This is a genomic window from Actinoplanes palleronii, assembly GCF_016862315.1.
Classification (GTDB): Bacteria; Actinomycetota; Actinomycetes; order Mycobacteriales; family Micromonosporaceae; genus Actinoplanes; species Actinoplanes palleronii.
The window spans coordinates 1-26,968 of record NZ_BOMS01000133.1 but is presented as its reverse complement, the minus strand read 5'-3'; the positions used below and the strand labels follow the sequence as shown (position 1 = coordinate 26,968).

Below are 26,968 nucleotides of genomic sequence, written 5' to 3'. Positions count from 1 at the left end.
GCAACGTACCGCGCGCGCATACGGCGGAGCCGGATTTATGAGGAGTCTTACCGCATGAAGCACCGTCGCAATTTATTCGGCGAAAATCCATCTCGCCGCGTCGTCGGCGGTTATCTGCTGCTCGCGATTGTCGTTCTGGGGTCCGCCGGATTCGCGGTGAATTCCTACTTCGGCGACAAGGGCACGCCCACCAGCCTCGACGCGCGGGACACCGCGGCACTGGCCCCCTCGGCGCAGCAGCCGCTGGGCGCCGGAGCGTCCGCGTCGGTGCTCCCGTCGGCGTCCGCGTCAGTGCCGCTGTCCCCCTCGGCCTCGGTGTCGGCGCCGGCCAGCTCGGCGACGCCCAAGGCCACCACGAAGAAGAGCACCACCAGCGCCGGCTCCGGCGGCCGCTGCGGCCTGCCGAAGTACCCGACGAAGTCCTGCACCGGCGTACCGTCCGGCTGGAAGCCGAAGACCACCGTCGGCGACCTGACCATCACCAAGTCCGGCACGGTCATCTCGGACTACCTGGTCACCGGCAGCATCGCGGTGAAGGCCGCGAACGTGCAGATCCGCCGCACCCGGGTCTACGGCACGATCGACAACTACATCTCCGACAAGGTCTACGGCGGCCTGCTGATCGCCGACACCGAGGTGGTCAACCCGCCCGGCCAGGAGTTCTCCGACAACAGCCAGTACGCGTTCGGCGTGGCCAACTACACCTGCCTGCGCTGCAAGGTGGTCAACCGGATGGAGGGCTGGCGGGTCGGCGCCGAGGGCGTCACCGGCTCCGGCACGGTCACCATCAAGGACTCGTTCGCCCAGCTGGCGATCCCGCCGGGCCTCTGCCAGACCGGTGACCCGCACGGCGACGGCATCCAGAGCTACGGCGGCCCGACCGTGAACATCGTGCACAACACGATCGACCAGCGGCTCGACGACTGCCCGACCGCGCCGATCTTCATCCCGGACCAGGGCAACGCGGGCGGCACCGTCGAGGACAACCTGCTGGCCGGCGGCGGCTACAGCATGCGCCTGACCGGTGGTTCGTTCCCGGTGGTCACCGGCAACAAGGTCGTCGAGAACACCCCCGGGTACGGCCCGGCCGAGGTCGACTGCAGCAAGGTCGGCGACTGGGGTGACAACGCGATGGTGACCTTCAACTTCGACACCGGCGCCATCATCAAGGAGAAGAAGAAGATCGGCGACTGCGGCTGATCCCGGCACGACGAAAGCGGCCCGGTAATGGTGGAGGTTCCACCTTTACCGGGCCGCTTTTCCTTATTTCTTGCTTAAGACTTACGACTGCGTGTGCACACCCGATGTCCGGATTGTTCGGGCCGGATGACTGAACCGCCAGACCACCCCGCAGAGGCCGACGAACAGGGCCACCGTGATGGAGAACGTCGTGTAGTACATCGAGTCGAACGTGCCACCGACCACGATCGCGACCACCTGCGCCGAGATGAGCGCGGCACACAGGTGCCGGTCCTCCTCGAGCTTGGAACGCCGCAGCGCGATGACCGCCAGGGTGATCGACGCGACGTGCACCAGCAGCAGCGCCAGCACACCGATCATGCCGCCGGTGACCAGCGTGTAGAGCCACTGGTTGTCCAGGATGGTGTCCCGCACCGGGTCGGCCAGCAGGGTCCGCGGACCGCGCCCGAGCCACGGCCGCTGGTCGAAGAAGTGCCCGACCATGGCGTAGTCGTTGGTGCGGCCGGCGATGCTCGGGTCGACACCGACGTTGAGGAACATCGCCTTCAGCGTGCCGAGCACACCCGGCTTGACCATCATGATCGAGACGATCGCGAAGACGCCGATGTACATGAACGTGTAGCGCATCCGCCAGGACCAGATCGGCACCATGATCAGCAGCGCGATGACGAGCGCCACGATGCCGGTCCGGGAGATCGACATCGGGTTCGCGATGGCCAGCAGGAAACCGCAGACCGCGGCCGCCCGGCGCTGGAACTTCGTCTTGGCGAACCGGGCGACGTGGATGGCGAACGGCACCATCATCGCCACCACGGCGCTGAACTCGATGTAGTGCGTGGTGGTGCCGGCGATCCGGAACTGCCCGGCGTCACCACGGTCGCTGAAGCCGGCCAGGCCGCCCTTGAGCTCCAGGCCGGGGATCACGAAGTACTGCGAGATGTCGAACTTCAGCACCGCCTGGACGATGCCGACCACGGCCATGAAGCCGGCGCAGTAGACCATCACCCGCAGCAGCCGGTTGAGCCGCTCCCAGTTCTGCACCCCGTCGGCCACGATCAGCGCCGCCCCGAGGAACTCGAACAGCTGCAGCATCGCGAAGTTCTGCGCGTTGGCCTCCTGCGTCGGCAGACCGCGCAACAGCCCCGCGATGTACGACAACAGGTTGGCGACCAGGTAGAACCCGAGGAACCAGCGGATCGGCTGCGGCCCGACCAGGAGCAGCCTAGGGCTGAGCCGGGCCAGGCACCACCAGGCGAACATCAGCATGGCCAGCAGCAGCGCCGGCCGGCCCGCGTAGGTCAGGTTCGGAACGATCAGCGTGCCCGGCATGACGTACAGCAGCACCAGCATGACCACCAGCACCGAGACGACGTCGATCGTCGTCCGGCGCCGGCGCGAGCCGTACGTGTGCTGCTCGAGCAGTGACGGCTCGAAGTCGACCGGGTGTGAGACGGCCGCCGAACTCAACGACGTTCGGCCTTCTTGTCGTCACGCTTCCCGCCGCCCCACGGGGGCAGGACGATCGTGGCGTCGGCCGGTGCCTGCTCGAGCCGCGGGTCGGCGGCCGGGCCGGAGCCCTGGTTCGAGCGGTACGTGCCGTCCGAGGAACCGCGGCGCTGCGCCGGAGCGCCGCCACCGTTGCCGTTGTTGTTGCCGTTGGCCGGCCGGGCCGGCTCGCTCTTGCCCGGCGCCGGGGTGGACCGGGGCGACTGCGTGGCGCGCGGGTGGATGACCGTCTGGGTCGCCTCGAAACTCGGCGGCACCGAGGTGCCGTTGCGCCCGTCCAGCGACGCGGCGCCGACCGCGGAACCCACCGTCTCCGGCTCGTCGTCCTCGTTGCGCCGGCGGGCCCGGGCACGCAGCAGCGCGTCCACGCCGATGGTGAAACCGGCGGTCAGCAGCAGACCGAGACCACCAGCGACCACCATGACCCGCATGATCTTGGAGTTCTTGACCGTGACCTCACTGCCGTCGTCGAGCTCCAGCATGGTGATGGTCTGGCTCTTGGCCACCCGCAGCGTCTCCTGACGCCGCGCGACCGCGTCGGCGATCGCCTTCTGCACGTACTGCACCGTCTGGGTCGCCTGCTCCGGCGAGTCGCCGACCGCCTCGATCCCGAACAGCGGCACCTGGTCGATGGTGACCGTGATGTTGTCGCTCAGCCCGTCCTTGACCATGTCCTCGAGGACCGACTTCTTGGTCACGTCGATGACGGTGGCGTTGGCCAGTGCCTCGTATCCGAGCTCCCACCAAGGGTTGTCGATCGGGTTCTTCGACCCGTCCTTGGCCGTGGTGCCCACCGGCGGAATGAACTGGATGTGCCCGACGGCGCTGTAGTCCGGTTTGACGGTCACGGCAGCGACACCGACGAGCACCAAGGTCACCAGGAGCATCGGGAGTGAGAGGTACCAACGCCGGAAGAGCAGCTTGGTCATGTCCCAGAGGTCCACACGTTCCCCTTGCCCTTTACCTGATGTATGTACTGAAAAGCCGGGGCCCAACGGCCGACCAGCGGGTAGAACCTAGTGGGCACCGCCCGGGTGGCGCCAGTGCCTACCGAGCGTGCGCGATGCAGGCCACCGACGATATGCGTCACAGTGACGCGGCAATATCGATAATAGGGTACTTCTCGTCACGGAACCGGTCGGCAATTGGACGCGCTCGCCGGTACGAACGGTGGTTGCCAGCCGCCATCTGGCCCGGAATGGTTGCGAGGCGGCCGAAACCGGCCGGAATCGAGACTCGTGGAGTACCGCCTGTTATGACGAATGCGATCGTCCGCCCGGTCCGCGAGGCCCTGCTACGCGCGGCGGGCAGCCGCGACCTGCGCCGGCGCACCCCGGCCGAGATCCGCTACGACGCGGCCGCGCCGGGCACCGACACCGTCTACTACCTGAGCCCGGACGCGAGCAGCCCGTCCGGCGGCATCCGGGTCATCTACCGGCACGTCGACCTGCTCAACGCCGCCGGCCTGAAGGCCGCGGTGCTGCACGAGAAGCCCGGCTTCCGGGTCGGCTGGTTCGCCAACGACACCCGGGTGCTGGCTGCCCGGGACGTGACGCTGGGCCGCAGCGACCTGCTGGTGGTGCCGGAGTTCTACGGCCCGGGCCTGGCCGCGCTGCCGCCCGGCGCCCGCAAGGTGATCTTCAATCAGAACGCGTACCAGACGTTCTCCCGGGTGCCGTTCGGGGCGACCGGGCCGGGGGCGCCGTATGCCGCGGTGGCCGGTCTGCAGGCGCTGCTGACCGTCTCCGAGGACAACGCAGCCCTGCTCAGGCACGCTTTCCCGGAGCTGCCGACGCACATCGCCCGGGTGGTGGTGGACGAGCGGGTCTTCCATCCCGGCAGCGCGCCGGCCGCACGGCGGATCGGGTACATGCCGCGGCGCCGGGCCGAGGAGCAGGAGCAGCTGCTGCACATCCTGCGCGCCCGGGGCGTGCTGGACGGCTGGGAGCTGGCCCCGATCGACGGGCTCAGCGAGGCGCAGACCGCCGAGGCGCTGCGCGGCTGCGCGGTCTTCCTGAGCTTCAGCGAACGGGAGGGTTTCGGCCTGCCGCCGGCCGAGGCGATGGCCAGCGGCGCCTACGTGGTGGGCTTCACCGGGCTGGCCGGGCGGGACTTCTTCGACCCGGCGTTCTGCACGCCGGTGGCCGAGGCCGACCTGCTGGCCTTCGCGGTCGCCGTCGAACAGACCCTGGGCCGGGACCCGGCGACGCTGGCCGCGGCCGGGCAGGCGGCGTCCAAGGAGATCCTCTCCCGCTATCACGAGGAGGGGCTGCGGGCCGACCTGCTCGCGTTCTACGCCACTCTGCGCTGACCCGATCGTCACCCGAAGCCACCGTCGCGCTCCCGCGGCGGTGGCTTTTTTGTGCCCCGGCGCTCCGTCCACACTCCACTGTCCGCATCAAGACAACCCCAAGATCACCGTACGTGACGTCGCCGCGACAATGCGCAATAACGTACATCATGGTCAATATCTACAGTGCATTCGCGGGGCATAACCGGCGCCCGGGAGGTGTCACCCAAAACGGGCATTAACCCTAATGTGGATCAAGATGACCGTCTAAGTGAAACGGACGATCTGAACTCGCCCGGTCAGCCGGTGTTCGCCGTCAGCGGCATCGGACACTGTTTCCTGCGAACCATTCGATCCAGGGGGCTAGACGAGACGATGCCAAGAAATCCGCACGTCACCATTCTCATCGCCAACTTGCCGGCCGAACGTGACCGTCGAGTCATCCGGGAGTGCCTGACGCTGGAGGCCAAGGGCTTCGACGTGACGGTCATCGCGCCGCGCGGTGACAAGAACCTGAAGGTGCTGCCGGGCAGCCGCAACACCCGGCTCAAGCCGTACCCGGTCAAGGTCTACGGTAGCGGGATCCTCACGTTCGGTGTCGAGTTCGGCTGGTCGTTCGCCTGCATCGCGACCCGGCTGATCGGCGAGATCTTCTCCGGCCGCGCGCACGCCGTCCAGGTCTGCAACCCGCCGGACGTCTACTGGCCGCTCGCCCTGGCGCTGCGCGCGATCGGCCGGCCCTGGGTGTTCGACCACCACGACCTGTGCCCGGAGGTCTACATCTCCCGCGGCGGCGAGCCCAACAAGTGGGTGCTGCGGATGCTCAACGCTCTGGAGTGGCTCACGCTACGCACCGCTACCGAGGTCGTCGCGACGAACGAGTCGTTCAAGGACAACGCGGTCCGCAAGGGTGTGCACCCGGACAAGGTGACCGTGGTCCGCAACGGCCCGTCGCTGAAGGAGATCGCCGTCGACGGCGACCCCGAGGAGATCATCGCCGAGGACGGCGTCCGCAAGATCGTCTACCTGGGCGTCTTCGGCCCGCAGGACAACGTCGAGGGCGTCGTGCTGGCCGCCGACGAGCTGATCAAGCTGCGCGGCCGGGGCGGCTGGAAGGTCGTGCTCGCCGGCGACGGCGAGAGCATGCAGTCGGTGGCCACCCTGATCGCCGAGCGCGGCCTGGAGGACGTGGTCGAGCTGACCGGCTGGCTCAACGGCGACCAGGTAGACGAGGTGCTGCGCTCGGCCACCATCGCGATCCAGCCGGACCTGCCGACCCGGATGAACCAGCTCTCCACGATGGCCAAGACCGTCGAGTACGTCGGCCGGGGCCTGCCCGTGGTCGCCGCCGACGGCATCGAGACCCGCCGCACCCTGGGCGACGCCGGCGCGTACGTGCCGACCGGTGCCCCGGCCGAGTTCGCCGGCATGCTCAACGAGCTGCTCGACGACCCGGACCGCCGCCGCCAGATGCGCAAGCTCGGCCGCGACCGGTTCCTCAGCAAGCTGTCCTGGGAGCACCAGGCCGGCCCGTACGCGGCGGTCTTCGAGCGGCTGCTCGCCAAGCGCCTGCGCGGCCGGGGCGCTGCACCGACCGCCCAGATCCCGCGCCAGCGCACCGGCTCCGACGCACCCGCCCGGGTGGACCAGCCGTGACCAGCATCGTCATCGCCGCACACAACGAGGCGGCGGTCATCGGCCGCTGCCTCGACGCCCTGCTCACCGGTGCGGCACCGGGCGAGTTCGACGTGACGGTGGTGGCCAACGGCTGCACCGACGACACCGTGGCCGCCGCCACCCGCCCCGGCGTACGCGTGCTCGACCTGGCCACGCCGGGCAAGGCGCACGCGCTCAACGCCGGCGACGAGGTGGCCGTCGGATTCCCGCGGATCTACCTGGACGCCGACATCGTGCTCAGCACCGCCGCGGTGCGCGCGCTGGGCGAGGCCCTCGACCGCGGGGCGCTGGCCGCCACCGTGGGCCGGCAGCTGGTGCTCGACGGGCGGCCGGTCGCGGTCCGCGCGTACTTCGCGGTGCACGGCCGGCTGCCGGTGTTCCGCGACGGGCTGTTCGGCCGCGGGGTGCTGGCCGTCTCCGCCGCCGGGCGGGCCCGGTTCGGCACGTTCCCCGAGCTGGTCGCGGACGACCTGTTCCTGGACTCGCAGTTCAGCCAGGCGGAGAAGGCGCACGTCACGGCGTACACCGCAAAGGTGGAAACCCCGCGGCGGACCGACGACCTGGTCACACGCCTGGTCCGAGTGCGCGGCGGGAACGCCGCGATGCGGGCCGCGGCCGAGCGCGGCGAGATCACCGTTCCGGTACGCCCGGCCGCCCGGCTCTCCTGGCTGCGCGACGTGGTGCTGCCGAAACCGTGGCTGGCACCGGCCGCCGTGGTCTACGTGGCGATCACGATGAAGGCGGCGCGTGCCGCTCAGCAGGCCGGCGACGGCGGCGCGGCGTGGGGCCGTGACGAATCGTCGCGGCAGGACTCCGCAGCTGATCCGGCGCCGAGGCGATAGGGACGACATGCAGAACGACACCGTCATCAACATCTGCTTCCACGGCATCGGTACGCCGCAGCGCGAGCTGGAGCCGGGCGAGGACCGGTACTGGATCAGCGAGGACCTCTACGCGGCGGTCCTGGACGAGATCCGCGAGTGGCCCTCGGTCCGGATCAGCTTCGACGACGGCAACGCCTCGGACGCCGAGCTCGGCCTGCCCGGTCTGGTCGAGCGCGGCCTGACCGCGGAGTTCTTCGTGCTGGCCAGCCGGCTCGACGCGGCCGGCAGCCTGAGCACCGAGCAGATCCACGCGCTGCAGGGCGCGGGCATGGCGATCGGCACCCACGGTATGTGGCACAAGCCGTGGCGCGGCATGGACGCGGCGACCAGTGACGTCGAGCTGGTCACCGCCCGCGACCAGATCGCCGCGGTCACCGGCACCCCGGTCACCACCGCGGCCTGCCCGCTCGGCCGGTACGACCGGCAGCTGCTCACCCGGATGCGCGCGCTCGGCTACACCCGGGTGTTCACCAGCGACCGCCGCAAGGCCCGGGCGAACGCCTGGCTGCAGCCGCGTTACAGCGTGCGCCGCGACGACACCCCGGCGTCGCTGCGCGCCGAGGCCCTGGTCGGGCCGGGCGTGCTGAGCAAGCTCAAGCTGGAAGCCGTCGGCGCCGTCAAGCGCCTGCGATAGCCGAAAGAGAAGCGCCCGGAGCCTGTGGCCCCGGGCGCTTCTTCGTTACTTCTTCGGCCGATGCACCGTGTGCGGTCCCGGCGCCTCGCGCATCCGGGCCGGGCTCACCAGCGCCCGCGCCGCCATCTTGCTCGGCTCCTTGCCCAGAGCCGCCCGGCTCGCCTCGCGCAGCAGCAGCGCCGCCCAGAACGCGCTGGCCGCTACCTTCCCGCGCCGGCGGCCGTAGAGGCGCACCTTGTTGAGGGTCAGCAGCGTCCACAGCCCCGGCGACACCTTGGAGTCCCCCTCCAGGTGCACCGCGCGGGCGGCCGGCGTGAACCTGGTGGCGAACCCGGCGTCGCGGGCCCGCAGCGCGAAGTCGGTCTCCTCCGAGTAGAGGAAGAACGACTCGTCCCAGGGCGCCACCCGGTTCCAGCACTCGGCGCTGATCAGCACCGTGGAACCCTCGGCCCAGTCGGTCAGGCGCTCGTCGGCGTAGAGCCGCTCGTCGGTGACCATCTCGCCGAACGCCGGGTAGCGCCCGGCCCGGACCGCGCCGAGCAGCGCGTCGCCGAGCACCCGGAACGTGCCGGGCTCGCGGCGCATGGTGTGGATCAGGCGGTCGTCGCCGTCGACCAGCAACGGCACGGCGATGCCGGTGCCGTCCTTGCGCAGCACCTCGAGCAGGGTGGTGATGCAGCCGGGGGTGAGCCGGACATCCGGGTTGAGCACCAGGACCGCGCTGAACGGGCCGGCCTTGGCGACCGCCGCGTTGATGCCCGCGGCGTACCCGGCGTTGCGGCCCATCTCGACCACCGTGGCGTCCGGCGCCAACCGGCGCACCGCGCCCACCGAGTCGTCGGCGGAGGCGTTGTCGGCGACGGTGAGATGCCAGCCGACCCCGGCCAGGCCGGGTCCGAGCGAAGCGATGAGGTCCGGCAGCAACCGCTCGCTGTTGTAGGTGACGACGACTACAGCCACCGTCTCGGGCGTAGCTGTATCGGGCGTGCTGTCCAACTTGTTCTCCCAGTCTCGCGGACGGACCCATCCTGCCGTCCCCCTCGCCTGGCCGGTACGGCCGGACGGTCGTGACCAGGCATCCCGGCCCGCCTGTCGATGACCGAACGGGCCGAGTGATCCGCCTCTTCGGCCGCTGACCTGCGCCGACAGGATTGAAAACGTTCCCGTCGCAGGCAGTTGTCAGATATCCGGCAGCCGTATCAGATCATCGATGTAGATGATCCGGTCGATAACTTGCGCCTTAAACGGATGCCGGCCTCGCGGCCGGGAAGGCGGTTCCTGTGCGTAAACCCTGGCCCTTCTCACCGCGAACGCTGCTGGCCCTCGTGCTGGTGGCTACGGCACTCACCGTCCTGCCCGGATCACCGGCCTCCGCCGACCCGTGCGCTCCCCTGGTCAACCCGATCGCGTGTGAGAACACCAAGACCGGCACCCCGCGCGCCACCTGGGACGTGTCCGGCGCCGGCAGCACCGCGGTGCAGGGCTTCGCCACCCAGATGAGCGTGAACACCGGCGAGACGATCAGCTTCAAGGTGAAGTCGACGGCGACGTCGTACCGCCTGGACATCTACCGGATGGGCTACTACGCCGGCAACGGCGCACGGCTGGTCGCCACGGTCAACCCGGTCGGCCCGCAGACCCAGCCGAACTGCATCAGCAGCGCCTCGACCGGGCTGGTCGACTGCGGCAACTGGGCGGTCTCGGCGTCCTGGGCGGTGCCGGCCACCGCGGTCTCCGGCATCTACTTCGCTCGCCTGGTGCGCACCGACGGCACCGCCGGGGCCAGCCACATCGTGTTCGTGGTGCGTGACGACGCCAGCCACTCCGGGCTGCTCCTCCAGACCTCGGACACCACCTGGCAGGCCTACAACCAGTACGGCGGCAACAGCCTCTACGTCGGCTCGCCGGCCGGCCGGGCGTACAAGGTGAGCTACAACCGCCCGGTCACCACCCGCGGCACCGGCCCCGAGGACGCGGTCTTCAACGCCGAGTACCCGATGGTGCGCTGGCTCGAGGCGAACGGCTACGACGTCAGCTACACCTCCGGCGTCGACTCGGACGCCCGCGGCCCACTGATCAAGAACCACAAGACGTTCCTCTCGGTCGGCCACGACGAGTACTGGTCCGGCAAGCAGCGCGCCAACGTCGAGGCCGCCCGGGACGCCGGCGTGAACCTGGCGTTCTTCAGCGGCAACGAGGTGTTCTGGAAGACCCGTTGGGAGACCTCGGTGGACGGCTCGGGCACGCCGTACCGGACCCTCGTCGCGTACAAGGAGACGCACGCCAACGCGAAGATCGACCCGACCGCGGAGTGGACCGGCAGCTGGCGTGACCCGCGGTTCAGCCCGCCCGCCGACGGCGGCCGCCCGGAGAACAACCTCACCGGTACGGTCTTCGAGGTCAACGAGGGCACCGTCAACCTCAAGGTGCCCGCCGACGACGGCAAGATGCGGTTCTGGCGCGGCACCACGGTCGCCACCCAGGCCGCCGGGGCCACCGCCACCCTGGGCACCGGCACCCTCGGTTACGAGTGGGACGAGGACGCCGACAACGGGTTCCGCCCGCGCGGCGCGATCCGCCTCTCCACCACCACCGCGTCCGGCCTGGACGTGCTGCAGGACTACGGCAGCACGTACGCCACCGGCAGCGCCACCCATCGCCTCACCCTCTACCGGGCGCCCAGCGGCGCACTGGTCTTCGGCGGCGGCACCGTGCAGTGGTCGTGGGGTCTGGACAGCGACCACGACCGGGGTTCCGGCGCGGCCAGCGTCCCGATGCGCCAGGCCACCGTCAACCTCTTCGCCGACATGGGCGTGCAGCCGGCCACCCTGCAGACCGGTCTGACCGCCGCCACCGCCTCCACCGACACGGTCGCGCCGGTCGCCGTGATCACCGCGCCGGCCGCCGGGGCCACCGTGGCCGCGGGCGCACCGGTCACCGTGTCCGGCACCGCCACCGACACCGGCGGGCTGGTCGGCGGCGTCGAGGTCAGCACCGACGACGGCGTCACCTGGCACCCGGCGAACGGACGGGCCACCTGGAGCTACTCCTGGACGCCGCGCGGCGCCGGGGCCACCGTCCTCCGGGTCCGGGCCTCCGACGACAGCGCGAACGTCGGCGCCGACACCACCCGGGCGGTCACCGTGGGCGCCCGCACCTGCCCGTGCACGATCTGGGACGCCGCGGCCACCCCGTCGACCCCGGCCGACCCGGACACCAGCGGCACCGAGGTCGGCACGAAGTTCCGCGCCGACGCGGCCGGTCAGGTCACCGCGATCCGGTTCTACAAGGGCAGCGGCAACACCGGTACGCACGTCGGGCACCTGTGGAACGCGGCCGGCACCCTGCTCTCCACGGTCACGTTCAGCGGCGAGTCGGCGAGCGGCTGGCAGCAGGCGAACCTGGCCACCCCGGTGACCCTCACCGCGGGCGCCACCTACGTGGTCTCCTACTACGCCCCGGTCGGCCGGTATGCCGGCGACACCGGCTACTTCGCCACCGAGGGCGTGGACAGCGTCCCGCTGCACGCCCTGCGGGACGGCGTCGACGGGGTCAACGGCGTGTACCGGCTCGGCACCGGGTTCCCGACGCTGGCCTGGCAGTCCGCGAACTACTGGGTCGACGTGGTGTTCACCCCGGGCGGGACCGCTCCGGACACCACCGCGCCGACGGTGACCGCGCGTACCCCGGCTTCCGGGGCGACCGGGGTCAGCTCCACCAGCGCGGTGACCGCCACGTTCAGCGAGCCGGTCTCGAACGCGGCGGTGACCACGAGCGTCGCCGGAACCACGTCCTATGACGCGGGCAGCCGGACGGTCACGTTCCAGCCGGCCGCCGCGCTCGCCGCGTCGACCAGCTACACGGTCACCGTCAGCGGGGCGAAGGACACCGCGGGCAACGTCATGACCAGCACGTCCTGGTCGTTCACCACCGCGGCGAGCACCCCGCCGCCGACCGGGTGTCCCTGCTCGGTCTGGGCGACCACCGCGGTGCCGGGCACCCCGGCGGACTCGGACACCTCGGCCGTCGAGGTCGGCATGCGGTTCCGTGCCGACGCGACCGGCAAGGTCACCGGGGTCCGGTTCTACAAGGGCAGCGGCAACACCGGTACGCACGTCGGTCACCTGTGGACCGCGACCGGCACCCTGCTCGGCACGGTGAGCTTCAGCGGCGAGAGTGCGACCGGCTGGCAGACCGCCACGTTCGCCACGCCCGTCGCGGTCACCGCGAACACCACCTACGTCGTGTCGTACTACGCGCCGGTCGGTCGCTACGCCGGCGACGGCGGCTACTTCGCGACCGCGGGGGTCGACAACGGCCCGCTGCACGCGCTGCGTGACGGCGCGGACGGCGCCAACGGCGTCTACCGGTACGGAACCGGCGGCGGATTCCCGGACAGCACCTGGAACTCCGCCAATTACTGGGTCGACGTCGTGTTCACCCCCGGCACCTGAGGAGCAACCGAGCGTGTACGAACCAACCCCCCGGTCGCGGAGGGCGTGGCTGCCCTTCGCGATCTGCCTGGCCCTGATAGCCGCCCTGCTCACCCCGGGCTCGCCGGCTCAGGCCGCGACGTGCCCGTGCACGATCTGGCCGGCCACCGCCACGCCCGGCACCGCCGCCGACCCCGACCCGTCCGCGATCGAGGTCGGCGTGAAGTTCCGCTCCGACGTCGCCGGTTCGATCACCGGGGTGCGGTTCTACAAGGGCGCCGGCAACACCGGCACCCACATCGGTCACCTGTGGACCGCGGCCGGGGCCAACCTCGGCACCGTCACGTTCACCGGTGAGACCGCGACCGGCTGGCAGAGCGCCACGTTCGCCACCCCGATCGCGATCACCGCGAACACCACGTACGTCGCGTCGTACTACGCGCCGGTCGGCCGCTACGCCGGTGACGACGGCACGTTCGCCGCGGCCGGGGTGGACAACGCCCCGCTGCACGCGCTGCGCGACGGCGAGGACGGCGCCAACGGCGTCTACCGGTACGGCACCGGCGGGGGCTTCCCGTCGAACACGTACCAGTCCGCCAACTACTGGGTCGACGTCACGTTCACCACGTCGGCGGCCGACACCACGCCGCCGGCGGTCACCGCGACCAGCCCGGCCAACGGCGCGACCGGTGTCGCCACGACGGCCGGGGTCAGCGCCACCTTCACCGAGCCGGTGACCACCGCCGCGATCGCCATCCCCGGGGTCGCCGGCGCCACCAGCTACAACTCGGCGACCCGGACGGTCACCTTCCAGCCGTCGGCGCCGCTCGCCGCGTCGACCGCGTACACCGCGACGGTCAGCGGGGCCAAGGACGCCGCGGGCAACTCGATGACCGCGGTGACGTTCTCGTTCACCACCGCGGCGGTCGGCGGGTCGGGCTGCCCGTGCACCATCTGGGCGTCCACCGCCACGCCGGCCACCCCCGCGGTCAGCGACAACAACGCGGTCGAGGTCGGTGTCCGGTTCCGCAGCACCACGGCCGGGTTCATCACCGGGCTGCGGTTCTACAAGGGACTCGGCAACACCGGGACGCACACCGGCTCGCTCTGGTCGAACACCGGCACCCGGCTGGCGACCGTGACGTTCACCGGGGAGAGCGCGACCGGCTGGCAGAGCGCCACGCTGGCCGGTCCGGTGGCGGTCACGGCGAACACCACGTACGTGGCGTCGTACCACACCGACAGCGGCTTCTACGCGGCCTCGGCGAACGGCTTCACCGCCGCGGTGGCCCGGGGGCCGCTGACCGCGCTGGCCAACGGCACCGACGGCGGCAACGGGGTGTACCGCTACGGCGCGACCGCGTTCCCGACCAGCACGTACCAGTCGACGAACTACTGGGTCGACGTCACGTTCGACACCACCGCCGTCGACTCGACCCCGCCGACGGTGATCTCCCGCGCGCCGCTGGCCGGTGCCGCGGGTGTGCCGGTCTCCGGTGCGATCACCGCGACGTTCAGCGAGCCGGCCACCGCCGTCACCATCGCCGTGACCGGTCCGTCCGGCGCGGTCGCCGGTGCCACCGCCTACGACAGCGCGACGAGCACCGCCCGGTTCACCCCGACGGCCGCATTGGCCACCTCGACGGCGTACACCGCGACGGTCAGCGGTGGCCGGGACGCGGCCGGCAACGTGATGACGCCGGTCACTTGGTCGTTCACCACCGCCGCGCCGCCTCCCCCGGCACCGGACCAAGGCCCGGGCGGCCCGATTCTCCTCATCAAGCCGGCCGCCAGCAGCTTCACCCCGTTCATCGCCGAGGTGCTGCGCAACGAGGGGCTCAACGAGTTCGCCACCGCCGACCTGACCGCGGTCACCGCGACCACGCTCAACCAGTACGACGTGGTGCTCCTCGGCGCGACCCCGCTGACCGCCGCGCAGGTCAGCATGTTCACCACCTGGGTGAACGCCGGCGGCAACCTGATCACCTTCCGGCCGGACAAGCAGCTGGCCGGTCTGCTCGGGCTGACCGCCACCACGGCCACCCTCGCCGAGGGCTACCTGAAGGTGGACACCGCGTCCTCCCCGGGTGCCGGCATCACCGGTGAGACGATCCAGTACCACGGCACCGCCGACCGGTACACGCTCTCCGGTGCCCGCGCGGTCGCGACGCTGTACTCCAGCGCCACGGCGGCCACCACCAGCCCGGCGGTCTCACTGGCCGACGTCGGCACGGCCGGCGGGCAGGCCGCGGCGTTCAGCTTCGACTTCGCCCAGTCGCTGGTCTTGACCCGGCAGGGCAACCCGGCCTGGGAGAAGCAGGAACGCGACGGGACCGCGCCGATCCGCTCCGACGACCTGTACTACGGCGGCAGCGGCACCACGGACTGGGTGAACCTGGCCAAGGTGGCCATCCCGCAGGCCGACGAGCAGCAGCGGCTGCTGGCCAACCTGATCGGCGCGATGAACCTGGACCGCAAGCCGCTGCCCAAGTTCTGGTACTTCCCGCGCAGCCTCAAGGCCGTGGTGGTCGCCACCGGTGACGACCACGCGACCGGCGGCACCGCGGGACGGTTCGACCAGTACGCGGCGAACAGCCCGGCCGGGTGTGTCGTCGACAACTGGGAGTGCCCGAGGTTCACCTCGTACATCTTCCCGAGCACGCCGCTGACCAACGGCCAGGCGACGAGTTACCAGTCGCGGGGCTTCGAGGTCGGGCTGCACGTGAACACGAACTGCGCCGACTGGACCACGTCGTCGCTGGCCGGGTTCTACGCCGACCAGCTGGCCACCTGGAAGTCCAAGTACAGCGGGGTGACCGCGCCGGTCACCAACCGTACGCACTGCATCGTCTGGTCGGACTGGTCGACGCAGGCCTCCACCGAGGGCGCGAACGGCATCCGCCTGGACACCAACTACTACTACTGGCCGGGCCCGTGGGTGGCCGACCGTCCGGGCTTCATGACCGGCTCCGGGATGCCGATGCGGTTCGCCGACAAGACCGGTGCGCTGATCGACGTGTACCAGGCGGCGACGCAGATGACCGACGAGTCGGCGCAGAGCTATCCGTACACGGTGGACACTCTGCTGGACGCGGCGCTCGGGCCGGACGGCCGCTACGGGGCGTTCACCGCGAACATGCACACCGACGCGTCGACGACGTTCGACAGCGACGAGGTGCTCGACTCGGCGCTGCGGCACGGCGTACCGGTGGTCACCGCTCGTCAGCTGCTCACCTGGCTGGACGGGCGCAACGGGTCGTCGTACAGCGCGACGTCGTGGTCCGGTGACACGCTGTCGTTCACGGTGAACGTGGGCGCCGGCGCGAACGGGCTGACCGGCATGGTGCCGACGCTCGGCACCGGCGGCCGCACACTCACCACGCTGACCCGGGCCGGCGTCGCCGTCCCGTTCACCCGCACCACGATCAAGGGCGTCGAGTACGCGATGTACACGGCGGCGCCGGGCACCTACGCGGCGACCTACGGCACCGCGCCGGCCGCCGCGCCGGCGATCACCGCGACCACGCTGAAGGTCGCCGCCACGTCGGCCGGCGTCACGGTGGCCGGCACGGTCCCGGGCAGCACCGAGGTCCAGTACGGCACCTCGGCGACCAGCCTCACCGCGAAGGTGGTGGACGGCACGCAGGCCGCCCGCCGCACGGTCACGCTCGGCAACCTGAAGCCCGGCACCGCGTACTGGTACCGGGTCAAGGTCACCGCGCCGTCCGGCCGCACCACGCTCTCCGCGGTGAAGCGACTCGACACCCCGAGGACCGACCGCCGCAAGCCCGCCCTGTCTGCGCCTGAGGTCACCGCCCGCCCGGACGGCACCGCCCAGGTCAGCTGGCGTGCCGACGAGTCCGCGGCCGGCACACTGCTGGTCGGCACGAAGGCCGGCGCGCTCGCCGCGTGGCCCGGCACGACCACCGGCACCCGGCAGAGCGCGGTGGTGACCCAGCTGAAGCCGGGCACCACCTACCACTACCGGATCCGCAGCGTCGACGCCTCCGGCAACGTCACCACCTGGCCGAAACTGACCAGCCCGCCGGCGACCTTCGTGTCGTCCGCGGTCGGTGTCGCCGACTTCACCGCACCGCAGCTGCGCACCGGCACGGAGTCACACACCGTGGTCACCGCCGACGGTATCCGGCTCACCGCCGGCAGTCGCTCCGGCAGCCACGTGTCGCGGGTCCTGGACGCGCAGCAGATGGTCACCTGGGACCGCCTGAGCTACCAGGCAAGCGTCCCAGCAGGGACGACCCTCAAGGTCTACGTCCGCACCGGTAGCACCACCACACCGGACGGCACGTGGTCCGGGTGGGCCGCGGTCAAGCAGGGCGGCCAGGTCAAGGGCGGTTCCCGCTACGCCCAGTACCGCGTCGAACTGACCCGCTCCGGCACCGCCAGCCCGGTCCTGCAGGGCGTGGGCATCACCTCGAACGGCAGACCCCTGGAAGTCCACTCCGAGAAGTAGTCCGCTCCCGATCAGCCACCCCGCCGGCCCTTCCGGCGGGGTGGTTCTCTTTCTGCCAGATCAAAATCATGGGATACGAATACGGAGCGCCCCGCCGCAGGCTACAAGCCGAGTCCCCGGGCGGCCTCGCGCGACACCGCTCCCCCTCCGGACCGCAGCGCGCCTCCGGGTAGCGGCTGGGCCTCAGGGGTGTCTCGCGTACCGCGAGACACCCCTGAGAGCCAGCCAGAACCTCGGGCCGCGCCGCGGCCTTGCGTGGTCACGGTCTCGTGCGCCGGCCGCGGAGGGCGCCGGTCTCGGCGAAACGCCGCGAGCACCAGCCGGAGTGTTCGGCTGGTGCTCGGGGGTGTCTCCGCGCCGCCCGGGGGCGGGAGGCGCGGAGTGATCGTGAGTGGCATCGGTGTCGCGCGAGACCACCACGTGACGTGGCTTGTAGCCTACGGACTAGCGCTCGGTATTCGTACCAAATAGGACGGCCTCAAGACCGGCCTACCGGAACGTCACGGACGGCCGAGAGCCCGGTATTCCCAACCCGCGGCCCGCCACTCGGCGGGGACCAGGGCGTGCCGGCCATCGACGATCTTCGTCTGGCGGGCGACCGCGCCGATCACCTCCGGCGAGATGTCGCGGAACTCGTTCCACTCGGTGAGCAGCACGACCACGTCGGCGTCGCGGGCCGCGTCCAGAGCGTTGACGGCATAGGTCAGCTCCGGGTGCACCCGGCGGGCGTTGTCCATCGCGGCCGGGTCGTAGACGACCACGTGTGCGCCCATCCGGTGCAGCGACGCGGCCACGTCGAGCGCCGGCGCGTCCCGGATGTCGTCCGAATTCGGTTTGAAGGCGGCACCGAGCGCGGCCACCTTCTTGCCCTCGACGACCCCGCCGCACAGCTCGACGACCAGGTCGACGGTGCGGGCGCGGCGACGGCGGTTGATGCCGTCGATCTCGCGCAGGAAGCCGACCGCCTGGCCGACGCCGAGCTCCTCGGCCCGGTGCGCGAACGCCCGGATGTCCTTGGGCAGGCAGCCGCCGCCGAAGCCGAGGCCGGGGCGCAGGAACTTGCCGCCGATCCGCTCGTCGTAGGCCAACGCCTCGGCCAGGTCGTGCACGTCCGCGCCGGTCGCCTCGCAGATCTCGGCCATCGCGTTGATGTAGGAGATCTTCGTGGCCAGGAACGAGTTCGCGGCCACCTTGACCAGCTCGGCGGTCTTCAGGTCGGTGACCTTGACCGGTACGCCCTGCGCGAGCACCGGCTCGAACGCGGCCCGCAGCTGCTCCTCGGCCCACGCCGTGGTGACGCCGAAGACCATCCGGTCGGGCTTCATGGTGTCGTCGACCGCGAAGCCCTCGCGCAGGAACTCCGGGTTCCAGGCCAGTTCCACGTCGGTGCCGGCCGGCGCCAGCTCGTGCAGCAGCCCGGCGAGCCGGTCCGCGGTGCCGACCGGGACGGTGGACTTGCCGACCACCAGCGTGCGGCGGGTGAGGTGGGGGGCGAGGCTGGTGACGGCCGCGTCGACATACGTCATGTCGGCCGCCTCGGAGTCCTTCTGCTGCGGGGTGCCCACGCAGATGAAGTGGACGTCACCGAACTCGGCGGCCTCCTGGAAGCTGGTGCTGAAGCGCAGCCGGCCGGACTCCAGGGCCTTGGTGAGCAGCTCGGGCAGGCCGGGTTCGAAGAACGGCACCTCCCCCGACGCCAGCTTCTCGATCTTCATGGTGTCGACGTCGACGCCGAGCACCTCGTAGCCCATGACGGCCATACAGATCGCATGGGTGGCGCCGAGATAGCCGGTGCCGATCACGGTGAGGCGCATCAGTAAGCCCCCGAACTGCGCACCACGGCGCTGACGGTACGGAAAAGGATGGCGAGGTCCATGGCGAGTGACCAGTTCTCGACGTAGGTGAGGTCGAGCCGGATCGACTCCTCCCAGGACAGGTCGGAGCGGCCGGACACCTGCCACAGGCCGGTGAGTCCGGGTTTGACCACGAGCCGGCGGAGCATGTCGGACGGGTATCCGGCGACTTCCCGGGCCAGCGGCGGCCGCGGCCCGACGAGCGACATGTCGCCCTTCAGGACGTTGATCAGTTGGGGCAGTTCGTCCACCGAGAAGCGGCGCAGCCAGTTGCCGACCGGGGTGATCCGCGGGTCTTCCTTGATCTTGAAGAGCCCGCCGTCGTGCTCGTTGTGCTTCTCCAGCTCGGCGAGCCGGGCCTCGGCGTCGACCACCATGGTGCGGAACTTGTAGAGCATGAACGTCTTGCCGTCCTTGCCCACCCGCTCCTGCTTGAAGATCGCCGGTCCGCGGCCGCCCTTGCCGAACATCACCAGGGCGGACACCAGCAGCAGCGCCGGCGAGAGCACCGCGAGCAGGATGATCGCGCCGACCCGGTCGAAGCTGGCTTTGAGGAACCGGGCGCTGCCCTTCAGCTTGGGGTGCTCGACGTGCAGCATCGGCAGGCCGTCGACCGGGCGGATGGTGGTCCGGTCCCCGGCCACGTCGACCAGCGTGCTGGCCACGATCAGGTCGATCTCGTCGCGTTCCAGCTGCCAGGCGAGCCGGCGCAGGGCCGGGCCGTCGATCTCCGGGCAGGCCAGCACGATGACGGTGTCCGCGTCGGCCCGGGTCACCGCCGAGTTGACCGTGTCGAACGTGCCGTACACCGGAGGCATGCCGGCGGCGAAGGTCTTCGGGGTCGGTGCGACCGGCAGGACCGCGCCGATCACGCCGAGACCGTGGTACCGCTCGCGGCGCAGGCGCCGGGTCATGTCGGAGACCGCGGCCTCGTGGCCGACCAGCAGCACCCGGTGCAGCCGGGCGCCACGGCCCCAGGACCGGTGCAGGCGCTGCCTATACAGGTATCGCGCACCCAGGTCAACGACGATGGCCAGCGGTAGGGCGATACTCACATACCCTCGCGCAAGCCTCAGGTCGAAGGCGAAGGAGACGATAGCCAGAGCAGCCATCAACGCCACACCGGAACGGAAGACTCGGGCGTACTCGTCGGTGCCGACGAACAGATGGCGCGGTTCGTAGGCGCGGTTTGCCGAGAGGCACACGATCCAGGCGAGCGGCAGCACGGCCGTCAGCAGGATGTAGCCCCTCATGTTCGGTTCGTCACCGTCCGGGCCGAACCGCAGGACCAGAGCCCAGCAGGCGGCGCCGAGCGCGACGGCGTAGTCGATCAGGTACAGCATCCGGGCATACCGGTTCTGCCAACCCGCACGCGTCTCGCCGGCACGTTTTCCCCGTCTGGCCTGGAGTGCTCTATCACTCAGGTCGACGGTCGCCAGCGATTCGATTGTCTGCACGCCTCTGCCCCCATTGGCTGCGGTCAATCCATTACATAACTTTAACGGCGAAACCGGACAAGCCGGTCACACCACGTGCCGGGCACCTTCGGTGCTCGACGGTGTTCAGTGGGTCACACGCTGGAGACCCACCGGACACATGAGACAGACTGCTGAACTGCACCTGGTTTGCGCTACACCTTTCCGTACACCGCGAATAGCGATTCGGATGAGGTGGAAACGAAAACCACGGGAGTCGTTCAGTCCGGGCCTGTCCGCATTACGGGACTCGCATACTACGGCGATCGAGGCAGGTCAATCGTCCACATCCGACTATTGACTGTCATCAAAACGACGCATTGTTTCGACATAGTCACGGCATGTGTCGTACTGGGGTAGCAGACCGGCCTCCAGCGCTTCGGACAGTGACGGCGCCGTCGCATCCTTCGGGGACAGCAACGGCGTCTGCACCGGCCACGCGATGGCCAGGGACGGATCGAGCGGGTTGATCCCGTGCTCGTGCCCCGGACGGTACGTGGCCGAACAGAGGTACGCCACCGTAGCGCCCTCGGTCAGCGAACAGAAGGCGTGTCCCAGACCTTCCGCGAGGTAGACGGCCTTGCGCTCCCGATCGTCGAGCGGAACAGCCTCCCACTGACCGAAAGTGGGTGAGCCGACCCGGATGTCCACGATCACATCCACGATCGATCCGGAGACACACGTCACGTACTTCGCCTGCCCGGGCGGCACGTCGGCGAAGTGCACGCCGCGCACCACCCCCTGGGCCGAGGTGGACAGGTTCGCCTGGGCCAGATCGAGCGGATGCCCCACCGCGGCGGCCAGGTGGTCGAAGCGGTACCACTCCAGGAACGTGCCACGGTCGTCGCCGTGCTGCGCCGGCGTGATCTCCCAGGCGCCCTCGATGGCCAGCGGCCGGATCTTCATCGGGCGCCACCGAACGGGCCGGTCTCCAGCAGCTGCTCCAGGTAGACCCCGTAACCGCTCTTGAGCAGCGGCTGGGCCACCTCGCGCAGCTGGTCGTCGGTGATGAAGCCGAGTCGCCAGGCGGCCTCCTCGACACAGCCGATCTTCAGGCCCTGGCGTTCCTCGATCACCCGCACGTACTCCGACGCCTGGACCATCGACTGGAACGTGCCGGTGTCCAGCCAGACCGTGCCCCGATCCAGAACGGTCACGTCCAGCTGCCCGCGGCGCAAGTACTCCTCGTTCACCGCGGTGATCTCCAACTCGCCTCGGGCACTCGGCACCAGGTTCTCCGCGATCTTCACCACGTCGGCATCGTAGAAGTACAGACCCGGGACGACATAGGTCGACTTCGGCTTGTCCGGTTTCTCCTCGATGGATCGCGCCTTGCCGGACTCGTCGAACTCGACCACGCCGTAGCGCTCCGGGTCCGACACCGGGTAGGCGAACACCCGCCCGCCGACCGGCCGGGTGAACTTCGCGAGCTGCCGGCCGAGGCCGACGCCGTGGAAGATGTTGTCACCCAGGATCAGCGCGACCGGCTCGTCGCCGATGAAATCCGCGCCGATTCGGAATGCCTGGGCGATGCCGTCCGGTTTCGGCTGAGCCGCATAGGAAAGCTCGAGTCCGAAACGGCTTCCGTCACCCAGCAGCCGCTGGAATTGTGGTTGGTCCTCGGGTGTGGTGATGACCAGGATCTCCCGAATACCGGCGGAGACGAGTGTGGTCAACGGGTAGTACACCATCGGTTTGTCAAAAATTGGCATGAGCTGTTTCGACATGGCCATGGTGATGGGCCACAACCGGGAGCCGGTGCCACCGGCCAGGAGAATTCCGCGCACCGAGGCAGAGTAATCACAGCAGAAGCGGTAGTACACTCGCCCGTTGTGCAGATTTTCGTGACCGGGGGCGCAGGCTTCATCGGTTCGGCCTATGTCCGAGCCGTACTAAAGGATGAATTCGCTGGTGCGGTCGGCGCCAAGGTGACCGTCCTGGACCTGTTGTCCTATTCGGGCAACCTCGCCAATTTACCCATGACAGATTCCCGACTGCGGTTCGTGCAGGGCGACATCACCGATGCCGCACTGCTGCGTGACCTGCTGCCGGGCCATGACGCGGTGGTGCATTTCGCCGCCGAATCACACGTCGACCGCTCGATCAGCGGGGCCGTGCCGTTCGTCACCACGAACGTACTCGGCACCCAGATCCTGCTGGACGCGGCGCGGGAGGCCGGCGTCGGCCGGTTCCTGCACGTCTCCACCGACGAGGTGTACGGGTCGATCAGCGAGGGCTCCTGGACCGAGACGTGGCCGCTGGACCCGAACTCGCCGTACGCGGCGTCGAAGGCCTCCTCCGACCTGCTCGCGCTCGCCGCGCACCGCACGCACGGCATGGACGTGGTGGTCACCCGCTGCTCCAACAACTACGGCACGCACCAGTTCCCGGAGAAGGTCATCCCGCTGTTCGTCAGCAACCTGCTGGACGGCAAGCAGGTCCCGCTCTACGGCGACGGCGGCAACATCCGCGACTGGCTCCATGTCACCGACCACGTCCGCGGCATCCAGCTCGCCCTGGACAAGGGCCGGGCCGGCGAGGTCTACAACATCGGCGGCGGCACCGAGCTGTCCAACCGTGAGCTGACCGGCATGCTGCTCGACGCGTGCGGCGCGGGCTGGGACATGGTCCGCCCGGTCGAGGACCGCAAGGGCCACGACCGGCGGTACTCCCTGGACATCACCAAGATCAGCAAAGAGCTCGGCTACACCCCGCAGGTCACCCTGGAGCAGGGCCTGGCCGACACGGTCACCTGGTACCGGGAGAACCGCGCCTGGTGGGAGCCGCTCAAGGCCCGGGCCGGCCTCTGATGCGCTGGTTGATCACCGGCGCCGGTGGAATGCTCGGCCAGGACCTCCAGACGGTTCTGGACGGCTCGGACGTCATCGCGGCCACCCGTGCTGACCTGGACATCACTGACGCGACGGCGGTCCGGGACGCGGTTTCCGACGCCGACGTCGTGATCAACGCGGCCGCCTGGACCGACGTCGACGGCGCGGAGGCCGCCGAGGAGGCCGCCACCGCGATCAACGGGCACGGCGTCCGCAATCTCGCGGAGGCGGCCGGCAAACGGCTGATCCACATCTCGACCGACTACGTCTTCGACGGCGCGGCCACCTCGCCGTATCCGGAGGACGCGGCGCGGGCACCGCTGAACGCTTACGGCCGCGGCAAGGCGGTGGGCGAGGAGGCTGTGCTGGCGGCGGGTGGTTTCGTGGTCAGAACAGCTTGGTTGTACGGCGAGCACGGCCCCAATTTCGTCCGCACCATGCTGCGCCTGGCCGCCGAGCGCGACACCCTCGACGTGGTCGACGACCAGCAGGGCCCGCCCACCTGGTCGTACGCCCTGGCCCAGCAGCTGGTCGCGCTCGCCCGGGCCGGCGCGGCACCGGGTGTCTACCACGGCACCGCGGCCGGCTCGACCACGTGGTTCGGCCTGGCCCAGGCCACGTTCGCCGAGGCCGGCCTGGACCCGTCGCGGGTCCGGCCGACCACGAGCGACCGCTTCGTCCGCCCGGCGCCGCGGCCGTCGTACAGCGTCCTCGGCCACGGACGCTGGGCGGGGAGCGGCGTCGCTCCCCTGCCCGACTGGCGCACGTCACTGAGCGAGGCGATGCCGGCTCTGCTCAAGCAGGGCTGACGCTCACCCCAGCTCGGCGAGCCAGTCATCGAACGTCTGCGTGCCCCGGATGCCCGGGCCGGCAGGGAGATTGCCCCCGGTGGCCATCGCCTTGCCGGCCTTTCCCGGCATCGGGACCCCGAGCACCAGCTTGCGCGGGCCGTGCCGCTTGGCGACCTGCCGCACCAGGTCGGCCATCTGCAGCGGCTCCGGCCCGGCGATCTCCGGTGCCTGCCCGCGCGGCTCACCCTCGGCCAGCCGGACCAGCTCGGCAGCCACCTCCCGGGCCGCGACCGGCTGGCTGAGCATCTTCGGCACCACCGCGATCGGCCCGCCCATCCGGGTCAGCGACTGCAGCGCGAACTCGTGGAACTGCGCGGCCCGCAGCACGGTGGCCGGCACGGCACCGGCCAGCGCCACCTTCTCCTGGTTGAGTTTCGCCTGGTAGTAGCCCCACTCGACACGGTCAACCCCGATGATCGAGAGCAGCACGTGGTGCTTGACCCCGGCTCGCTTCCCGGCGTCCTGCAGCGTCCGGGTGACGGTCTCGAAGAACCGGGTCGCCACGCCGCCGTTCACCGTCTCGATGTTCGACACGTCGATCACCACGTCGGCCCCGCGCAGCGCCTCGTCCAGGCCCGCCCCGGTGGTCAGGTCTACCCCGCGGGACCGGGCGATCACCACGACGTCGTGCCCGGCCTTCTCGGCCTCCGCCACCACCAGCTCGCCGACCCAGCCGGTACCACCGGCCACCGCCATCCGCATGACATCTCCCTCGTACCGTTCCGCTTCCGGGACATGGACGATCCGGCCACCGCGAATGTGACAGCCTGCGTGATCATGGTCGGGTGGAGATCACTACCTGGTATCTCGAACAGTCCGATCCGGCCCAGATCCGCCGCGGCAGCGCCCCCGCCGTACCGGTGGAGGTCGTCCGCGCCGAGCTGCCCTCCCCGGAGCTGAGCCGCTTCCTCTACACCGCCGTCGGCGGCGACTGGTCCTGGACCGATCGCCTGGCCTGGACCTGGCAGCAGTGGCAGGACCACCTGAACCGCCCCGGCCTGGAGACGTGGGTCGCCTACGTCCAGGGCACCCCGGCCGGCTACGCCGAACTCGACGGCACCCACCCCGGCGAGGTCGAGATCGTCTATTTCGGCCTGCTCCCCGGCTTCACCGGCCGGCGCCTCGGCGGCCACCTGCTCGCCACCGCCCTGGAGAAGTCCTGGTCCCTGGGCACCCGGCTGCCCACCCCCACCCCGGTCCAGCGAGTCTGGCTGCACACCTGCAGCCTGGACGGCCCCACCGCCCTGTCCAACTACCAGGCCCGAGGCCTGACCCTCTACCGAACAGAAACCGAGACGGCCGAGGTCCCCACCGAACAACCCGGCCCCTGGCCCAACGCCCACCGCCCCCACTAACCCCCACGCCCCCCCGCAACGTCGGAGTGGCGGCCGTTGTATTCGTGTGCAGTTGGTGGCGCCGTCGTCGCGGGCCGGCATATTCGGACGCTCGGTGTTATTCGACGGCCGGCGTGGGCGCTCGATGCCGACGGGGCGGCAGAGGTCCGCGCTCGATGCCGGTAGGACGGTAGGGATCCGCGCTCGAGGCCGGTGGGGCGGCAGAAACCCGCGCTCAATGCCGGCGGGGCGGCAGGGGTCCGCGCTCGACGCCGGCGGGGCGGCAGAAACCCGCGCTCAATGCCGGTGGGGCGGCAGGGGTCCGCGGCGGGTCGGGTTCAGGGGCGGTGGTGGTCCGCGGTCGGGTTGTGCGTGCGTTTACCGACCCCGGGCGGGCGGCAGGCGCACGCGATCTGGAAGTGCGGACTCCGGCCGCCCTTCCCAGGGGACATCCGATCGGGCGTCGTGCACCGTCGCCGCCGGGGTGTGCGGGACGGGTAGCCCGCGCTCATCGTGCCCGGCATTCCCGCAGGTAGGCATCATGCGGGATCTGTTGCACCCCGGGCCCGGAGCGCACGACCGTGCACTCCCCGGCACCCGGTGTCACCCGCGCCACCGCCCGGACCGCCCGCACGCTCGGCGTTGCCGGCTGGCCCTCAGGGGTGCCTCGACGTGCTCGAGACAACCCTCAACACCAGCCCGCAGCACGGCTGGTCCTCAGGGGTGCCTGGCCGGGCTCGAGACAACCCTCAACACCAGCTCGCGCGGCACGGCTGGTCGTCAGGGGTGCCTCGAGGGCGGGGAGGCACCCCTGAGGGCCAGCCGGGAAACGGAACGTGCGCCGGGCCGGTGAGCACGTCACGGCCGTCGTCGTTCCACCCGTGCCAGCAGGCCGGCCATCTGCTCCTCCGAGGCCGGGGAGCGGATCTCGACGGTCACCCCCTCAGGCGTTCACCGGTGCGGGGACGCGATCGCCTCACCCCGTGCGGACCGCACCGACCCCCGCCCCGACCGCCACCTCGAAACGTTCCATGGCGACATTCTGACCAAGCCCGATCCGACCTTTTGTTTACTGCTACGTCAAATGAGAGAAAAATTGTGCTAGAAGTAGCATCATCCGGTATGTGGGTGAGGAGCTGTTGTACCAGAGTGACCGGACGCAGGTCACCCGCCGCACCCCACCCGGCGGCCCCAGCCTGATCACCAAGCGCGCCACCGGTCCCGGCGCCACCCGCCGCGTCGAGCACGAACGGGCCGTCCTGGAGCGACTCGCCGGGCTGCCCGGCGTTCCGCGTCTCGCGACACACCAACTCCGGCACAGCGTGGTCCTCGAGGACGACGGCGGCGCACCGCCACCCGGCGGGCCGATGCCACCGGCCGATCTGGTCCGCACCGCGCACGCCCTGGCCACCACGCTCGCCGGGGTGCACCGCGCCGGGGTGCTGCACCGCGACATCACCCCGGCCAACATCCTGCTGACCCCGGACGCTCCCCCACTGCTGATCGATTTCGACCTGGCCCTGCCC

The 26,968-nt window shown here is 70.3% G+C and carries 19 protein-coding genes; 11 read left to right on the top strand and 8 right to left on the bottom strand.

The features are described from left to right. Window positions 1–156: 156 nt before the first annotated feature. Window positions 157–1,200, top strand: a complete 1,044-nt coding sequence (locus Apa02nite_RS39280; protein WP_203829576.1) for a hypothetical protein — start codon at window positions 157–159, stop codon at window positions 1,198–1,200. 81 nt (window positions 1,201–1,281) lie between these two features. On the opposite strand, the gene Apa02nite_RS39275 is transcribed toward Apa02nite_RS39280, so the two are convergent. Both Apa02nite_RS39275 and Apa02nite_RS39270 read right to left on the bottom strand, forming a co-directional pair. Beyond that, on the bottom strand, window positions 1,282–2,667 hold the full coding sequence (locus tag Apa02nite_RS39275; RefSeq protein ID WP_067686487.1) for an O-antigen ligase family protein: 1,386 nt from the start codon (window positions 2,665–2,667) through the stop codon (window positions 1,282–1,284). Continuing rightward, window positions 2,664–3,650 (bottom strand): hypothetical protein, encoded by a 987-nt coding sequence (locus tag Apa02nite_RS39270; RefSeq protein ID WP_203829575.1) that lies wholly within the window; start codon window positions 3,648–3,650, stop codon window positions 2,664–2,666. The genes Apa02nite_RS39275 and Apa02nite_RS39270 overlap by 4 nt, the downstream gene beginning before the upstream one ends. Window positions 3,651–3,961: 311 nt before the next feature. Here Apa02nite_RS39270 and Apa02nite_RS39265 point away from each other — a divergent pair, with 311 nt between their 5' ends. The 4 genes from Apa02nite_RS39265 to Apa02nite_RS39250 all read left to right on the top strand — a co-directional run bounded on the left by Apa02nite_RS39265 (window position 3,962) and on the right by Apa02nite_RS39250 (window position 8,191). Then, on the top strand, window positions 3,962–5,017 hold the full coding sequence (locus Apa02nite_RS39265; protein WP_203829574.1) for a glycosyltransferase: 1,056 nt from the start codon (window positions 3,962–3,964) through the stop codon (window positions 5,015–5,017). A 393-nt stretch (window positions 5,018–5,410) separates the two neighbouring features. Further along, on the top strand, window positions 5,411–6,652 hold the full coding sequence (locus tag Apa02nite_RS39260; RefSeq protein WP_239164854.1) for a glycosyltransferase family 4 protein: 1,242 nt from the start codon (window positions 5,411–5,413) through the stop codon (window positions 6,650–6,652). Beyond that, on the top strand, window positions 6,649–7,515 hold the full coding sequence (locus tag Apa02nite_RS39255; protein ID WP_203829572.1) for a glycosyltransferase: 867 nt from the start codon (window positions 6,649–6,651) through the stop codon (window positions 7,513–7,515). Before Apa02nite_RS39260 ends, Apa02nite_RS39255 begins: the two co-directional genes overlap by 4 nt. A gap of 7 nt (window positions 7,516–7,522) precedes the next feature. Next, entirely contained in the window at window positions 7,523–8,191 is a 669-nt protein-coding gene (locus Apa02nite_RS39250) for a polysaccharide deacetylase family protein (RefSeq protein WP_203829571.1), read from the top strand. Window positions 8,192–8,236: 45 nt separating this feature from the next. On the opposite strand, the gene Apa02nite_RS39245 is transcribed toward Apa02nite_RS39250, so the two are convergent. After that, window positions 8,237–9,151 (bottom strand): glycosyltransferase family 2 protein, encoded by a 915-nt coding sequence (locus Apa02nite_RS39245; protein ID WP_232343956.1) that lies wholly within the window; start codon window positions 9,149–9,151, stop codon window positions 8,237–8,239. A 371-nt stretch (window positions 9,152–9,522) separates the two neighbouring features. Between Apa02nite_RS39245 and Apa02nite_RS39240 the strand changes: the two genes are divergently transcribed. Beyond that, complete coding sequence (locus Apa02nite_RS39240) at window positions 9,523–12,645, top strand: N,N-dimethylformamidase beta subunit family domain-containing protein (RefSeq protein ID WP_203829570.1); 3,123 nt, start codon at window positions 9,523–9,525, stop codon at window positions 12,643–12,645. A gap of 13 nt (window positions 12,646–12,658) precedes the next feature. Next, window positions 12,659–17,098 (top strand): DUF4082 domain-containing protein, encoded by a 4,440-nt coding sequence (locus tag Apa02nite_RS39235; RefSeq protein ID WP_203829569.1) that lies wholly within the window; start codon window positions 12,659–12,661, stop codon window positions 17,096–17,098. A 500-nt stretch (window positions 17,099–17,598) separates the two neighbouring features. On the opposite strand, the gene Apa02nite_RS39230 is transcribed toward Apa02nite_RS39235, so the two are convergent. The 4 genes from Apa02nite_RS39230 to rfbA all read right to left on the bottom strand — a co-directional run bounded on the left by Apa02nite_RS39230 (window position 17,599) and on the right by rfbA (window position 22,213). Next, window positions 17,599–18,912 carry a UDP-glucose dehydrogenase family protein gene (locus Apa02nite_RS39230; RefSeq protein WP_203829568.1) on the bottom strand — a complete coding sequence of 438 codons (1,314 nt, stop codon included), beginning with the start codon at window positions 18,910–18,912 and terminating at the stop codon, window positions 17,599–17,601. Beyond that, entirely contained in the window at window positions 18,912–20,294 is a 1,383-nt protein-coding gene (locus Apa02nite_RS39225; protein WP_307872024.1) for a sugar transferase, read from the bottom strand. The genes Apa02nite_RS39230 and Apa02nite_RS39225 overlap by 1 nt, the downstream gene beginning before the upstream one ends. 426 nt (window positions 20,295–20,720) lie before the next feature. Continuing rightward, window positions 20,721–21,332, bottom strand: a complete 612-nt coding sequence (locus Apa02nite_RS39220) for a dTDP-4-dehydrorhamnose 3,5-epimerase family protein (RefSeq protein ID WP_067686446.1) — start codon at window positions 21,330–21,332, stop codon at window positions 20,721–20,723. After that, a complete protein-coding gene (gene rfbA / locus Apa02nite_RS39215; RefSeq protein ID WP_067686723.1) occupies window positions 21,329–22,213 on the bottom strand; it encodes a glucose-1-phosphate thymidylyltransferase RfbA in 885 nt (294 codons plus the stop codon). The genes Apa02nite_RS39220 and rfbA overlap by 4 nt, the downstream gene beginning before the upstream one ends. Before the next feature lie 45 nt (window positions 22,214–22,258). Between rfbA and rfbB the strand changes: the two genes are divergently transcribed. Together rfbB and rfbD are read left to right on the top strand one after the other, a co-directional pair. Further along, window positions 22,259–23,236, top strand: a complete 978-nt coding sequence (gene rfbB / locus Apa02nite_RS39210) for a dTDP-glucose 4,6-dehydratase (RefSeq protein ID WP_203829566.1) — start codon at window positions 22,259–22,261, stop codon at window positions 23,234–23,236. Then, entirely contained in the window at window positions 23,236–24,066 is an 831-nt protein-coding gene (gene rfbD, locus Apa02nite_RS39205) for a dTDP-4-dehydrorhamnose reductase (protein WP_203829565.1), read from the top strand. Before rfbB ends, rfbD begins: the two co-directional genes overlap by 1 nt. A gap of 3 nt (window positions 24,067–24,069) precedes the next feature. Here rfbD and Apa02nite_RS52075 read toward each other — a convergent pair whose 3' ends face one another. Further along, complete coding sequence (locus tag Apa02nite_RS52075) at window positions 24,070–24,810, bottom strand: SDR family oxidoreductase (RefSeq protein WP_203829564.1); 741 nt, start codon at window positions 24,808–24,810, stop codon at window positions 24,070–24,072. 83 nt (window positions 24,811–24,893) lie between these two features. Here Apa02nite_RS52075 and Apa02nite_RS39195 point away from each other — a divergent pair, with 83 nt between their 5' ends. After that, complete coding sequence (locus tag Apa02nite_RS39195; RefSeq protein ID WP_203829563.1) at window positions 24,894–25,463, top strand: GNAT family N-acetyltransferase; 570 nt, start codon at window positions 24,894–24,896, stop codon at window positions 25,461–25,463. A gap of 1,103 nt (window positions 25,464–26,566) precedes the next feature. Continuing rightward, on the top strand, window positions 26,567–26,968 hold a 402-nt coding region (locus Apa02nite_RS39190), incomplete at its 3' end, for a serine/threonine-protein kinase (RefSeq protein ID WP_307872023.1).

Excerpts from the sequence above, each read along its gene's own strand:
- Apa02nite_RS39250 (WP_203829571.1), top strand. The coding sequence starts at position 7,523 with ATGCAGAACGACACCGTCATCAACATCTGCTTCCACGGCATCGGTACG.
- Apa02nite_RS39265 (WP_203829574.1), top strand. The coding sequence starts at position 3,962 with ATGACGAATGCGATCGTCCGCCCGGTCCGCGAGGCCCTGCTACGCGCG.
- Apa02nite_RS39225 (WP_307872024.1), bottom strand. The coding sequence starts at position 20,294 with ATGCTGTACCTGATCGACTACGCCGTCGCGCTCGGCGCCGCCTGCTGG.
- Apa02nite_RS39220 (WP_067686446.1), bottom strand. The coding sequence starts at position 21,332 with ATGAAGATCCGGCCGCTGGCCATCGAGGGCGCCTGGGAGATCACGCCG.
- Apa02nite_RS39230 (WP_203829568.1), bottom strand. The coding sequence starts at position 18,912 with ATGCGCCTCACCGTGATCGGCACCGGCTATCTCGGCGCCACCCATGCG.
- rfbD (WP_203829565.1), top strand. The coding sequence starts at position 23,236 with ATGCGCTGGTTGATCACCGGCGCCGGTGGAATGCTCGGCCAGGACCTC.
- Apa02nite_RS52075 (WP_203829564.1), bottom strand. The coding sequence starts at position 24,810 with ATGCGGATGGCGGTGGCCGGTGGTACCGGCTGGGTCGGCGAGCTGGTG.